Origin of the sequence: Corynebacterium sp. HS2168-gen11, from assembly GCF_024834075.1 — a bacterium.
Taxonomy (GTDB): domain Bacteria; phylum Actinomycetota; class Actinomycetes; order Mycobacteriales; family Mycobacteriaceae; genus Corynebacterium.
The window spans coordinates 43,755-57,690 of record NZ_JANUXR010000004.1 but is presented as its reverse complement, the minus strand read 5'-3'; the positions used below and the strand labels follow the sequence as shown (position 1 = coordinate 57,690).

Annotated in this window: 12 protein-coding genes and 5 tRNA genes; 4 read left to right on the top strand and 13 right to left on the bottom strand. The window is 51.3% G+C overall.

Annotated features, from left to right (window positions below):
* The 10 genes from NXS99_RS03935 to NXS99_RS03890 form a co-directional block, all read right to left on the bottom strand.
* The gene (locus tag NXS99_RS03935) at positions 1-726 is read right to left on the bottom strand and encodes an ATP-binding cassette domain-containing protein (protein ID WP_259287362.1); all 726 of its coding nucleotides are present in this window, start codon (positions 724-726) and stop codon (positions 1-3) included.
* Positions 708-1,667: an ABC transporter permease gene (locus tag NXS99_RS03930; protein ID WP_259287361.1), complete on the bottom strand. Its 960-nt coding sequence runs from the start codon at positions 1,665-1,667 to the stop codon at positions 708-710. The genes NXS99_RS03935 and NXS99_RS03930 overlap by 19 nt, the downstream gene beginning before the upstream one ends.
* Complete coding sequence (locus NXS99_RS03925) at positions 1,664-2,578, bottom strand: substrate-binding domain-containing protein (RefSeq protein ID WP_396124812.1); 915 nt, start codon at positions 2,576-2,578, stop codon at positions 1,664-1,666. Before NXS99_RS03925 ends, NXS99_RS03930 begins: the two co-directional genes overlap by 4 nt.
* A 306-nt stretch (positions 2,579-2,884) precedes the next feature.
* Positions 2,885-2,957: transfer RNA gene (locus NXS99_RS03920), tRNA-Ala, on the bottom strand.
* A gap of 7 nt (positions 2,958-2,964) precedes the next feature.
* Positions 2,965-3,041 (bottom strand) — tRNA-Ile (locus NXS99_RS03915).
* 58 nt (positions 3,042-3,099) lie between these two features.
* Positions 3,100-4,782, bottom strand: a complete 1,683-nt coding sequence (locus tag NXS99_RS03910; RefSeq protein ID WP_259287360.1) for an ABC transporter ATP-binding protein — start codon at positions 4,780-4,782, stop codon at positions 3,100-3,102.
* Positions 4,779-6,407, bottom strand: a complete 1,629-nt coding sequence (locus tag NXS99_RS03905) for an ABC transporter ATP-binding protein/permease (protein ID WP_396124811.1) — start codon at positions 6,405-6,407, stop codon at positions 4,779-4,781. Before NXS99_RS03905 ends, NXS99_RS03910 begins: the two co-directional genes overlap by 4 nt.
* Positions 6,408-6,595: 188 nt before the next feature.
* The gene (locus tag NXS99_RS03900) at positions 6,596-6,877 is read right to left on the bottom strand and encodes a hypothetical protein (protein ID WP_259287359.1); all 282 of its coding nucleotides are present in this window, start codon (positions 6,875-6,877) and stop codon (positions 6,596-6,598) included.
* An 861-nt stretch (positions 6,878-7,738) separates the two neighbouring features.
* A tRNA-Ala gene (locus NXS99_RS03895) sits at positions 7,739-7,811 on the bottom strand.
* 7 nt (positions 7,812-7,818) lie between these two features.
* Positions 7,819-7,895: transfer RNA gene (locus NXS99_RS03890), tRNA-Ile, on the bottom strand.
* Between the two features lie 641 nt (positions 7,896-8,536).
* Here NXS99_RS03890 and NXS99_RS03885 point away from each other — a divergent pair.
* Positions 8,537-8,710 carry a hypothetical protein gene (locus NXS99_RS03885; RefSeq protein WP_259287358.1) on the top strand — a complete coding sequence of 58 codons (174 nt, stop codon included), beginning with the start codon at positions 8,537-8,539 and terminating at the stop codon, positions 8,708-8,710.
* A gap of 92 nt (positions 8,711-8,802) precedes the next feature.
* Positions 8,803-9,561 (top strand): hypothetical protein, encoded by a 759-nt coding sequence (locus NXS99_RS03880; protein ID WP_259287357.1) that lies wholly within the window; start codon positions 8,803-8,805, stop codon positions 9,559-9,561.
* A gap of 467 nt (positions 9,562-10,028) precedes the next feature.
* Here NXS99_RS03880 and NXS99_RS03875 read toward each other — a convergent pair.
* The 3 genes from NXS99_RS03875 to gyrA all read right to left on the bottom strand — a co-directional run bounded on the left by NXS99_RS03875 (position 10,029) and on the right by gyrA (position 13,135).
* Positions 10,029-10,101: transfer RNA gene (locus tag NXS99_RS03875), tRNA-Ala, on the bottom strand.
* 149 nt (positions 10,102-10,250) lie between these two features.
* Positions 10,251-10,592, bottom strand: coding sequence for a DUF3566 domain-containing protein (locus NXS99_RS03870; protein WP_259287356.1), 342 nt, complete (start codon positions 10,590-10,592; stop codon positions 10,251-10,253).
* Positions 10,592-13,135: a DNA gyrase subunit A gene (gene gyrA / locus NXS99_RS03865; RefSeq protein ID WP_259287355.1), complete on the bottom strand. Its 2,544-nt coding sequence runs from the start codon at positions 13,133-13,135 to the stop codon at positions 10,592-10,594. The genes NXS99_RS03870 and gyrA overlap by 1 nt, the downstream gene beginning before the upstream one ends.
* Before the next feature lie 106 nt (positions 13,136-13,241).
* Between gyrA and NXS99_RS03860 the strand changes: the two genes are divergently transcribed.
* Both NXS99_RS03860 and NXS99_RS03855 read left to right on the top strand, forming a co-directional pair.
* Positions 13,242-13,457, top strand: a complete 216-nt coding sequence (locus NXS99_RS03860) for a CopG family transcriptional regulator (RefSeq protein WP_259287354.1) — start codon at positions 13,242-13,244, stop codon at positions 13,455-13,457.
* Positions 13,454-13,735 (top strand): TetR family transcriptional regulator, encoded by a 282-nt coding sequence (locus NXS99_RS03855; RefSeq protein WP_259287353.1) that lies wholly within the window; start codon positions 13,454-13,456, stop codon positions 13,733-13,735. The genes NXS99_RS03860 and NXS99_RS03855 overlap by 4 nt, the downstream gene beginning before the upstream one ends.
* The last annotated feature ends 201 nt before the right edge of the window (positions 13,736-13,936 follow it).

Genomic DNA, 13,936 nt, shown 5'->3' with positions numbered 1-13,936 from the left:
CTATCTTACTCCAGCCATCTGTTCTGTGAGAACTGGAAGCGAAACCTCATCACGCGCCGCCACCATTAACTGCTCCCCATGATTCAACACAGTGAAATAATCACCCACCTGGTACGCATGACGCGGATTGTGGGTAATAAACACCACTGCCACCCCCTGCTGTTTTGCAGCGGTAATAAACTGCAGCACCATCTCGGATTGTTTCACTCCCAATGCTGCCGTTGGCTCATCCAGGATAACTACCCGAGCGCCGAAATAAATGGCGCGCGCAATAGCAATCACCTGCCGCTGTCCACCTGAGAGTTGAGAAACTGGGGTTTCAATATCGCGAATATCAATACCTAAGTGCTGCAACTGTTCGGTGGCAATGCGTTTCATTTCGGCTGTGCGCAGAACGCCGAAGCGTCCGGTGAGTTCTTGGCCAAGGAAGAAATTGCGCCAGATGCTCAGAGCGTCGACAAGCGCAAGATCTTGGTAAACAGTGGCGATGCCGGCGTCGAGGGCCTCACGGGGGCTTTGGAGTACGACTGGGGCGCCATCAATGCGCATGGTGCCACTACTTGGCGCGTGCAGGCCGGCAAGTATCTTAATGAGAGTGGATTTGCCGGCACCGTTGTCGCCCAGCACGCACCAAACTTGGCCGGCTGCGATGGAAAGGTTGATGTTCTGGAGTGCGGTGAATTGACCGTAGGTTTTGCTGACCCCACTTAACGAGATGATTTCCATGTCGATCCTTTCCCAATAAGCACAGCTCCAAGCAGCATGGCGCCGAGGAAGAGTTTAAACCAGTCTGGATTCCAGCCGGCATACACAATGCCCTGGTTCGTGGCTCCGAAAATCACGGCACCAAAGGCGGTTCCCAGCGCGCTACCGCGACCACCGGTTAAGGCACAGCCGCCGATCACAGCGGCAATAATATAGAGAAATTCATTGCCAACGCCTTGGCCTGCCTGCAAAGAATCGAATGCAAACAGCGTGTGCATGCCCACGAACCAGGCTGCGAAGCCTACCAGCATAAACAGAATAATTTTCACCCGTCGTACCGGAATGCCCACTGCATGCGCGGCTGCTGGATTGCCACCAACGGCGAAAATCCAGTTGCCGAAGGTGGTGCGCAGCAGCACGAAACTGCCCAGGGCGACAAACAGGATCCACCAGAACACAATGCTGCGCACTTGGATAAATCCCAAATCTACGGTGCCCGCGAAAACGGTGCGCGCCGCAGCAAAGCCTTCCATATCCGAGATCGGCTCGGTGGCAACATGGCCGGTGACCAGTTTTGTGACCGCCAGATTGATACCTTGCAGCATTAAGAACGCAGATAGGGTGATCAAAAACGACGCAATCCCCGTGCGATGCACCATATAGCCATTCAGCGCGCCAATACTCAGAGCGATGCCAAGCGAAATCGCCGCACCAACCCACGAATTCAGCTGCAAATTATAATTCAGCATCGCCGCAGCTAGCCCCGCAGTTGTGACCGCTACACCGGAGGAAAGATCAAATTCGCCACCGATCATTAAAAGGCCTACCGCAAGTGCCACAATGCCGAGCGTGGCACTGGCATACAGTACCGTCGCCATCGCCTCGAAGGAGCGCATCGCCGGGGCCACCGCTAAAAAGAAGCCCACGGTGACCAGCATGCCAATTAAACTTGGATATTTCATCGACTCCCTGCCTCAATAAAACTTGGACCCGTAAACACAGGATGCCCGCCGCCGATGGTGCTGCCATTGTGGCTTGCTAACCACAGCGCCTGGATGGCCATATAACCTTGCACATACGGCTGTTGATCAATCGCCCACTCAATCTCACCTTTGGCCAGCGCGTCGAGCAATTCTGGGTTGGTATCAAAGGTGCCCACCTTGGCCGCACCGCGCACAGCTGCAGCGCGCATGGCCACAGACGCCTGCAGTGTCACAATCCAGTCGATACTGCGATCTTGGCCAAGTTTCGCCTCCAACGTGGCTTGCACGCTGGTCAGATCTTGTCCATTGACGTACAGCAATTCCACTTCGCTGCCGAGCCCTTCCTCAATGCCGGCGCACCGATCCTCCTGCGAAATATTGCCCTGCTCATGGATCACACACAGCACATGTTTCGCGCCCGCCTCTGCTAATCGACGCCCGCCTTGTACCCCAGCTTCTCGCTCAGACTGACCGAAAAACCCCTGCAATTGATAGTCCTGGTAGGCATCCATGCCAGCGTTCAATCCCACAGTTGGAATACCACGCTGGACCGCTGCTTGGGCTGCAGGCCCTAATGCAGAAGGATTCGGCAGTGTCACCGCAATGCCGTCGACGCCCGCATCAATGGCCGATTGAATCAAATTAGCCTGTAGCGGAGCTTGCGGATCCGAGGAATATCGCAATTCCATATTGGTATGGCGGGCAGCATCTTGGGCACCCTTGCGCACCTGATCCCAGAAGGTATCGCCTGGGGCACCGTGAGTCACCATTGCCACCACGCGTGGTTGATCAGTATTGGCAGTACCATTATTCTGGATTCCACCGGTGGCAGAGCACGCCGTGAGTGTGGTCAAGGCCAGGAAGGTTACGAGTCGCTTTATGAAATTCACCAAGCCAGTGTGCCTGACTTCTCAGGGAAGGTCAAACCCCTTGACCAGCAACTTTACCGATTAAGCGGGGTTGAACAGGCACTATTAACGGCAACTACTCCCCCTGGATACTTATCCAGAGAAAAAATCAAAAACATACAGTGGATTGTGTGATATTTACCTGAAACAGCACCCGAATTACCCCCGGTTCGGTCATATGTGTAAAGGGTAGTAACCGGTTTCTTGAGCAAAGCTACCCCCGCCGCCTTCACGGTCACCGCGCATAGAAAAACTCCCAGCCACCTGGCTGGGAGTTTCCACATTCTGTGGAGCATAGGAGAATCGAACTCCTGACCTTCTGCTTGCAAAGCAGATGCTCTACCAATTGAGCTAATGCCCCATATTCCTGGTGGGCCTAGCAAGAATCGAACTTGCGACCTCATCGTTATCAGCGATGCGCTCTAACCGACTGAGCTATAGGCCCGTAAAGGAACGAAACGAACTTTACCAGAAATATGGAAATATACACAAGTCACAGGTCATTAGGCATTTCTAGCCAGCAATTGTGCAAATGCACCACCTTGCGAATGCAGTTCAACAGGCTTGCCTTGTTCCACAATCACGCCGCGGTCCATCACTGCTACCCAGTCGGCCTTCTCAATATCGGTCAAGACATGCGAAATCTCAATCACGGTCACCTCTGGGTACCGTGCCATCAAGCGCTCACGCACCAGAGAGACAAGGGCTGGATTCAGGTGTGCGGTGAATTCGTCGAGCACGAGTACGCGGCCACCGCGCAACAGTGCCTGGGCAAGGGAAAGGCGTTGGCGTTGTCCACCCGAAAGTGCCGTTCCGCCTTCACCCACGGATTCTTCCAGGCTGACTTCTTCATCCAGGCAGGCCACGTGCAGTGCGTCGTAAAGCTCAGCGTCGGTGGCATCCGGGCGCGCCAGGCGCAAATTATCGGCCACAGAGGCGTGGATGGCGCGAATATCTTGGGTAACAATCGCAATGGCCGAACGCAGCGAATCGACGGTGTAATCGCGAATATCGGTGCCATCTACCAGGATCTGACCACTGGAAACATCCCAATAGCGCAGCAGCAATTTCGCAATGGTCGATTTACCCGAGCCGGTGCTGCCGACCACATTCACCCAAGCGCCCGCCGGCACCGCGAGGTTCACATCGCGCACCATTGGCTGCTCGCCGCCTTCATAGGTGTAGGTAACATTTTTCCACTCCACAGCCACACCATCGCCGTGAGCGCCAAGCTGCTTCGGGCCATCCGGCAGGCCATATCCGGCGTGGGAAAGTTCCCAAACCCGGCGCGCGGCAGCAAGCGAGTTCGACAGGTGGTTGCTCAGGTCGGTGACTTCATTAATCATGTCCCAGCAGCGCCACACGGCGAACATCATGGCCACGTTCAGCGCCAGCGATTCCCCAGTTGGCAGCAGCATGAGCACCACCAGCATGCGCGCAGCGGCCACGGAGCCATTGCGCAGTCCAACAATGCGGCTGCGGCGCACCAGAGTTGCTTCCAGCGGTTGCTCAAGTGCGGTCAGTCCAGCGTAGCGACGCTCCTGCGCACCGTAACCGGTAACCTCGGCCACGCCTCCTACCGAGTCGGTGACGTGTTGTGCCATATTGCCGCGCACATCAGTAACAGCCACTGCGTGTTTGTAGGCGTCTCGATCAAGGGTAACTACAAATACGAAGGCGAAAATACCCAGCGCAATCAGCCCATGTACGGGCGAGAGCACAAAAATGGTCAGCAGCACGCCCAGCGGTACCACCACGGCTGAAATTACCGGTGCGGTGGTGTGGGCGAAGAATACTTCAATTTGGCCAATATCGCGGGTCAGGCGGGTCAGCATGTCGCCGCTGCCAACGGCCGAAGAGCCGGTGCGCGATAAAATGGCTGGCGCTTGTGGGTAAATATCACGGAACACGCGAATACGAATCAGCTCGAGTGCTTTAAACGCCACAAGGTGACCAAAATAGTGTTCCAGGTAACGCAAAAAGGCCTTCGCCAGCGCCACGACCACCATAGTGGTAATGATAAACCTGATGCTCCACTGGCCACTGATGAGTCCATAGGCTGGTACAACGTACAAAATTATGCCCAACACTTGGTTGGCAATGCGGCTAAGCGTCGAGAAGCCAAGTGGTGCAAGCACTGGTCGAGTAATGCTTAACAGCCAGATAACGAGGTCTTTGATGGTCATGCTGTTTCCTTAATACGGCCGTTTTCGACAGTGACAATGCGGTCCATGTGCGTGAGCGAACTCATGCGGTGCGTGACCATAATCAGGGTGTATTCCGGCCCAAGCGCATCGATTGCCGCCAGAATTTCCCGCTCCGAAGTCAAATCAACATGGGAGGTTGGCTCGTCGAGCAAAATCACGGTGCGTCCTGAAATAATTGCCCGCGCCAGTGAAATGCGCTGCGCCTGACCACCGGAAATGCCCAGGCCTTGCTCGCCAAGTTCGGTTTCCAGACCAAGCGGCATGCGTCGAATTTCATCGGCCACGCGGGCGCGCTCAAGGGCGTCCCACATCTGTTCTTCGGTAGCGTCCGGGGCAGCAATGCGCAGGTTATCGGCGATTGTGCCACTAAACAGCCACGTTGTTTGCGCAACGCTTGCCGACGCCAACGGCAACTCCTTCCCCTGCTTCCCAGCAACTATCACGCTGCCTGTACTCGGCAGTAAATCGCCCTTCAATAAGGAAAGCAATGTGGATTTACCTTCACCAGATCGACCCATAATGGCAACTCGTTCACCTTGGCGAATCTGCAACGATGCATCGGTGAATACGGCCTGGTCCTCATAGTTGAAACTAAGATTATCCACGCTCACAACCGCATCGGTTGTAGCTGTTCCTGCAGGTGGATACTGTGGTTCTGTGTGGCTGCGCAGGAAGCCAAAAATGCCTCGCTGGCCGCCAAGACCACTCATACCCACGTAGAAGAAGGCACCAACTTGGTCCATTGGTTCCAGCAGCAGCATACTTAAGCCCAACAGCGCAATACCTTGACCAGGACTCAGTGTTCCCGCGGCCACATTGCTTAATGCCAGCCAGGCGGCAACGGCAACCAGCGCCAAGCTAAAGGCGGAGTCCATGACGAAAAGGATAAATTGGTTGCCACGCAGCAGTTGCATCACGGCCACTCGGTTTTCTTCGCCTTTTTCTTCCAGATCATCGGCAATCCGGCCAGCGGCACCGAGCAGCTGCAAGGTTCCCAGCGAGCGCAGGGCGTCCATATAGGCGGCGGCAAGGGCTTTGCGGGCATCTTGGGATCCGCTGGAAACTTTGGATACAACTTTGCGGAATCCACCAATCAGCAGCGGCACGATTGGCAGCATAAGCGCCAAAATAACAGCAATTTTGAAGCTAATCGATAACGCCACGGTGGCTAAGACCACCAGCGGTGCAGTCAGCGAGGCAATCACTTGTGCCACGAATCCCACGCGAAACGCCATCATCTTTTCACTGGATTCAGTTGCCAGCGATACCACCGCACCGGTTTGCGTGGTGGAAGTTCGCGCTGGTCCTGCCGCAAACACTGAGTGAATGAGGCGGTGTCGAATCAGCGATTCTTCATGGAAGATACCGCGAGCTTCCAGTATCGCGCGCATGACCAGCGCAATCACAATAATGATCGGGCCAACAATAATCGGCGCCAGCGATGGCCACTGCGGGTAGGCATCAATGATATGCCCCGCACCAATAATGGTGGTGCACATGCCGAGCACAGAGATGAGAGTGAGTATGATACTTGCGCCAATGGTTTGTCGCGCCGAACTACTCAAACGATAGGGAGCCGGAGGTTTGGATTGCCTAACTTTCATAACCTTGAATATAGCGCGTTTCAAGCTCAAAACCTAAGCCAGAAGCAGCTAAAACCGCAGGTCGGCGCGAAAATCAATCAAAGTGTTGAGAGTGACACTTATCTCTTCCAAGCTTTTCGACGCCCACCTCAATCCCTAATCCGCAGAATGGCTAAATTTTCCTCTGCTTCGTTGTGCAATGCTGCATCCTAACCAAAGTCAGTAGCATCCGCTAACGGAATCGACTGCTCAATGGCTCGCGACTCTGAGGGCTTATCAAATAAAACTGCTGCCAAGTTATCAATATCGTCCTGGCGAGCTGCTTCCGGAAACATCCAGTGAATATCACGCTGTTCGGTGATCACATCAAGGGTTGGTCGAACGTTTTCTTTACTTTCCGCACGAAGACGCACGTATTTCACATCGGTTAATGGATAACTCGATTCAAAAATACCCTGCTGGAGGAACGTTGTTGGATCCGCAACCGGCACGAACTGGTTCTGATTCGCTATCAGCTTCCCTACCATTTTGTGGGTTAAGGGACAAAAAGTGTGTAAAAATCGTCCCAAAAATGGCCTGCGATCTGGCGTTATATAGCTACCTGCTCCAACCGAGGGGTTGCTCAGGCTGTTTTGCCCCGAAATCCACACTTTTTATTGCAAATGTGCTATACGGATTTCGTTTCCTAGCTTTAAGCTATGGCAAATCAATACACTCAATGCCCAATCTGTCATGAGCATCTCAACAAAAACGGTAAATCACCAGGTGGAAGACAACGTTGGTGCTGCTCTAACCCCAAATGCCATTACTCCCAAACTAGAAGGAACACCCAATCCAAAGACGAGAAATACTTCCGCATCTTCCTGACATGGCTACTCGACAAACACAGCCTTGCTGAACTGTCCCAGGTTCACAATTGTTCCGCTAAAACACTGCGTCGTCGATTTCAGACATTTTGTCTCATACAGCCAATTAACCCGATCGTTACCGCAGAGGGCCACAAAGGCGTTGAAAAGCCGTCAAACAAACATTTCCAACCACAGCGCCTCGTCCCGTTAAACGTCTCGTCACACAGCTAGTGAGCCGAAACCCTGCCTAGACCAAGCCGAGGAGTCTACCTCAAACCTTAGACACACGACACGCCGAGCCTTACACACTTTTTGTCCCTTAACCCACCGATGCGCTAAACACAAAGCTCCCCGGCTAAAACACACGTCGAGGAGCCTACCCCAAACACCCGACACGCGACACGCCGAGCCTTACACACTTTTTGTCCCTTAACCCGCTTAAAATCAGCGAAATTACCCAATAAAAAAACTCCCAGCCACCTGGCTGGGAGTTTCCACATTCTGTGGAGCATAGGAGAATCGAACTCCTGACCTTCTGCTTGCAAAGCAGATGCTCTACCAATTGAGCTAATGCCCCATATTCCTGGTGGGCCTAGCAAGAATCGAACTTGCGACCTCATCGTTATCAGCGATGCGCTCTAACCGACTGAGCTATAGGCCCGTATAGGAACGAGTTGAAATTTTATCAGAGAGCTAAAAATTATACAAAACGCCAGTTCAAAGCCGTATTTTACTACCTTGCAACACTAAGGTTCAGTGCATGTTCAGCACAGCACTCCTGTCCCCTATGTTCAGCCGCCCCTCAGCGCCATATATTTGAGACCCAAAAGCCAGAAGACATCAATCTACTTGGTTTCGTCATAGTCTCGCACAGTACAGGACTAATTCCTCGGCTACCGAAAAGAAAACGCTATTAGAACTCAGCAACGTCTTTACTCTTGCGTACTCACGAACAGTAGTTGAAACTCCTTTTGATCAAATTGAACGGTAGAAACCTGGAGTTAAATTCTCTCCCATCCACCGACAGCGTCCATCATTACCAGCAAGTTTTGTTCAACCTGGTCAGGAAATTTCCAAACCTATTGTCGCTGTTTACACTAATATCATCGACCTAAACAGAGAGTAAAACATACTATGTTTAATCCAGTAATTGTTCATGATTCCATCAGCATTCTTGCGTAAGCAGAAATTTTTAATACTGCACCTCTAGGAGCTGAACGTACAGTTTCCACTATCGTTGGTTGGGCAAAATGATTAGGCTTTATCATAGTTAGCGTTGGTTTGTTCGTCATGGGTGATGCGATGGCAGTATCTCGTCGTGAAGGTTCAAGCGAGGAAGTTACAAGTAACGCAATCCGCATTGGTGCAGCAGCAATGATTCTTGGCGCTGTTGGATCAATTTTAAGTTTGTTGATCGGCTCCTACCCTATGATTGTTTGCAATCGTGCTAACCCCCAACTTCTGGTTGAGGGTTAGATGGAGTTTTCCTCTAGTGCTGGTATGCTCGCCAGCGCATATTTTGGTGCTAGTTTTTAATACCACAATGGTGTGAATAAAAGGAGTTAGTTGTGAAACGATTGTTGGTTTTGCTTGTATGCAGTGCTTCTTTGCTGTCTGGTTGCGGAAATTCGTCGGATTCTGACGAATCAGCATCTGCAACACCTGTTGCTACGCCAACTGTACAGTGGGCTGGAAAGTGGGCTGTTTCGTTTAATGGTTTGCCGTATTTGACTCCCGAAGATCCAAAGGGAGAATTGGTGACACGGGATTTTCGGCATGGTGATGAGATGCATACCTGTAATGATCGTGGATCAGTTCGTGTTGGTACTACGGTTCCGCAGAGCGTTGAAGGGCGTTTTCTACTGTTTAGTGAACAAGATGGTCCGACCAAGATTCTAGATAATGGTGCACTGACTGGATATTCACAGACTCCTGCTGGTGCAGCAACTGCAGCGTATAATGCAGTCGCTTCTATAGCGTTATTGGATTACTACACATCGCAAACAATTGATGACTTATGGGATTTAGGAGTGTCTATTGGTGGTTTGTTGAAACCAGGTGAACATTATCCTGAGCTTGGAAAGACTAATGCAGTTTCGCTTCCGTATGGTTTTCGGGTTTTGTCGTGTACGAGTCGGACTGCCCAAGTAGAGTTGCTGGTTGATCCCGCCGTTCCTGGTGAATACGCGATCATAACGTTGCCGATGGTGTATGAGAATGATACGTGGATTGTTCGTATGACAGCTGAAATGTTTGCGAACAACGCACGACGGATTGCTATTGAAGATATTGAGTGGGAGACGTGGACAAAATGGAATTTCGGGTAAAACGTTTCGTTACCATGATTAATGGTGACATTTGTACTGTTCATGTCACCTGGGGCTGCCATGGCTTCTGCGGGTTAAGGGACAAAAAGTGTGTCCGTTTCTGAACATAAACCCAGTTCAAAGTAGCTAAATCGCCGTTATATTTGATCCGCGACCAGATATAACGGCAGCACTAGCACTACATCAACTACAACTGAAACACAGTTGCTAACTTTAAAGTCACTACACGCATGCTTGATGTTAAGTCCGTAAAACCCTCGAGCAATAACGATTGTCCCTCTTAAAATGTGGAAACTCAGAAAACAATGCCGCCGACAACGCCATCAAACTCAGCCCACGACACGCCGAGCCTTACACACTTTTTGTCCCTTAACTCCCGCTGTACCACCACACCAGCGCCGCACCCCACACCTGCACCCACGCATAGAAAAACTCCCAGCCGCCTGGCTGGGAGTTTCCACATTCTGTGGAGCATAGGAGAATCGAACTCCTGACCTTCTGCTTGCAAAGCAGATGCTCTACCAATTGAGCTAATGCCCCGCAACAGATTACTTACATGAAATAAGCCCTGTTTGCACCTGTAATTATAACAGCATGATCCCATGATTCACCAAATCGAAAGCAAAAAAGGTGCATCACCGGCAACAATCATGCTGGCAATGCACCTTTTCACGCTTCGCTTCAAACCACTAGAGATCTTTTCGTAGCTTCACCTTAATGCCGCCAAAAAGCTCGAAACTTGCGTTATAAACCACTGCTGTCAGCGGCGCCAGAATCGAGATAATCAGCGTAATAATGGCACCGATCAAGGCTGCGAATGAAATGACAAATCCGAATCCAATTTTTTGGTCAGATCCGATGCCACCAATCACATTATTCAGCTTTTCCCAAACACCTACTGAATCCAATCCGTAGTACAAGATCACAACGCACAGAATCCAGGAGGCCAGACCAACCAGCGATAGCGTAAACGCGGTGCGGAATACCGATAGTGGTGAAATCCGCTCAATGGTATAGGTTCGCGTTGCCATTAGCTCTCCTTCGGTGCTGTCTCAAGCGTTTGCTGATGCAGCTCTTTGGTGCCGGTAGCAACGGCAGTGGCTTCTTCCTCGCCTTCACCTTCCACATTGCGATCAATTGCGAGCAATTCAACGCCATCTGGCAGGTTCACCAAGCGAACACCCATCGTTGCACGCGAACTTGGGCGAATCTGCTTCACTTCGGTACGAATCACACCACCAGCAGAGGTAATTGCGAAGATCTCATCGTCATTATCCACCACCAGGGCACCAACAAGCTTGCCACGCTTTGGCGTGTACTTGAAGGTCACAACACCTAAGCCGCCACGGCCTTGCGTGGAGTATTCTTCCAAGTCAGTGCGCTTGCCATAACCACCTGTGGTTGCAACCAACAAGTAGCCACCTTCCTGCACAACTGTCATCGACAACAACTTATCGTCGCCGCGGAAGCGCATACCCTTCACACCAGCGGTCGAACGACCCATTGGGCGCAACTGCTCATCGTTTGCGTTGAAGCGAATCGCCTGACCCTCTTCCGAAATCAGCAGCAAATCATCTTCGTTCGAGCACAGTGCAGCACCAATCAAGGAATCACCTTCATTTAGATTGATTGCAATCAAACCACCAGAACGGTTGGATTCGTAATCGCTTAGCTTCGACTTCTTTACTCGACCTTGCTGGGTTGCCAAGACCAAGTATGGTGCATCTTCGTAGCTTTGGATCTGAATAACTTGGGTAATACGCTCTTCTGGCTGGAACTCCAGCAAGTTCGCCACGTGCTGTCCACGTGCGGTGCGCGAAGTTTCTGGCAGTTCATATGCCTTGAGGCGATACACTCGACCAAAGTTAGTGAAGAACAAAATCCAGTCGTGCGTCGAGCAGACGAAGAAGTGACGAACCACGTCTTCTTGCTTCAACTCGGCACCACGAACACCCTTGCCACCACGACGCTGTGACTTATAAGCATCCACCTTGGTGCGCTTGGCATAACCGGTAGAAGTAATGGTCACAACCACATTTTCGCGTGCAATCAAATCTTCTTCGGTTACATCGCCAGTTGCAGCAATAATCTGGGAACGACGCTCATCGCCATACTTGTCCACGATCTCTTTTAATTCATCGCGCACAATTGAACGCTGGCGTTCTGGGGAGCTCAAAATATCCTTCAGATCAGCAATCTCAAGTTCGATCACTGCCAATTCGTCAATAATCTTTTGACGTTCCAGTGCTGCCAAACGACGCAACTGCATGGCCAAAATTGCATCTGCTTGAATTTCATCAATGGTCAGCAATTCAATCAGGCCGCTGCGTGCAATATCAACCGTTTGGGAACGGCGGATTAAGGCAATAACCTCATCCAACATATCCAGGGCTTTGACCAAGCCGCGCAAAATATGAGCACGCTTTTCAGCTTCATCCAGGCGGTACTGGGTGCGGCGCACAATCACTTCGATCTGGTGTGCCACATAATTGCGTAGCATCTGATCCAGACGCAAGGTGCGTGGCACGCCATCAACGATGGAGAGCATATTTGCACCGAAGTTGGTTTGCAGCTGGGAGTGCTTGTACAGGTTATTCAGCACCACGCGTGGGACTGCATCGCGCTTGAGTTTAATCACAATGCGCATACCAACGCGGTCAGAAGATTCATCTTCAATATCGGAAATGCCAGCGAGTTTACCGTCGCGTACTTGATCAACAATATTGGTAATCAAGTTATCTGGGTTCACCTGGTATGGCAACTCAGTGATCACGATGGTTTGGCGGTTGCCTTCTTCTTCAATAGAAGTCACACCGCGCATACGGATCGAACCACGACCAGTGGTATACGCATCCTTAATACCTTGAGTACCAACAATCAGACCTGCAGTTGGGAAGTCTGGACCTTTCACATATTCCATGCATGCTTCCAGCGCTGCGGCTTCATCGGCTTCTGGATTTTCCAGCAGCCAATAAATAGCATTCGCCAGCTCTGTGAGGTTATGCGGTGGAATATTGGTTGCCATACCCACAGCGATACCCGAAGAACCGTTCATCAGCAGGTTTGGCACACGCGATGGCAAAATATCTGGTTCTTGAGTTTTACCGTCGTAGTTCGGGGAGAAATCCACGGTATTTTCGCGAATATCGCGCACCATTTCCATCGCAAGCGGCGTCAAACGACACTCCGTATAACGCATAGCTGCAGGGCCGTCATTGCCGCGGGAACCGAAGTTACCCTGGCCGTCGACAAGCGGATAGCGCATATTCCAGTCCTGCGCCATACGTACTAAGGTGTCGTAAATTGCGGTGTCGCCGTGTGGGTGGAAATTACCCATGGTATCTGCCACCGGACGTGCAGATTTCACATAACTGCGCTCTGGGCGGTAGCCGTTGTCGTACATCGCGTAGAGAATACGGCGGTGCACAGGCTTCAGGCCGTCGCGAACCTCAGGCAGCGCGCGTCCCACAATAACCGACATAGCGTAGTCGATGTAGGAAGTTTGCATTTCCTCATTGAGATCAATGGGGCGCACGCGGTCGTAGGTTTCACCTGAGAAGAGATCGTCGCTCAAAGGAATGCCTTTCGTGTTTGCATACTAACCCCTCCCATCTTAGCTTCTCGACGCCCTAGAGTTATCGCCCACCGTAAAAATGGTATCAATCTGATACCATTTCAGTATGGCTATGACATTGCGTTTAACCGCTGAACAAGACCGCGCCTTAACCTTGCTTGCCAAGGCATATGGCTCAAGTAAACAAGAAGCTGCAATTCGAGCAATTGTTACCACCGCGAATCGCACGCTCACAGATGCCCACATCACGCAATTAGCAGAAGAAATAATTCCTGGTCAGCGCGCATTAGCAGCCAAAATCCGCAGGATTCAACAACTATGATTGCATTCACCGGTGAACAATTATTGGCAATCGCTGAAGTCTTTTGTCGGCATGCCAATCAAGATATTGCCAATTATGCCCACTTATTTGCCTGTGCGGCAGTCACCGACGCGAAGTTTCACGGCATTAGCGTCCATGCTTCCACCCAGCAGCAATTACAAGCATTACACCGGGCCATCGTGACATTACAGCCACTCAGCGGTGAGAACGAAGCCTTCGCACACGCTGCCTGCACTATCTTGCAGGACTACACCCAATCGGTGACAGATTTTTCCTAATTTCTTTGCGAAAGAATCCACCAATCCTGTAACATTTGTGACTGGTGTGATTGCAGTGAAAACTGTGGCGGAAGAATGACACCATTTCTTAAAAAACGATCGTGTTTGTTACCTATACTTAAGCTGCTTGAAATTTGAGTATAGGCATACAAGACGATCGTTTTGCTTTATGCTGGAAGCACCAGCTATCAAGGAGCCCTC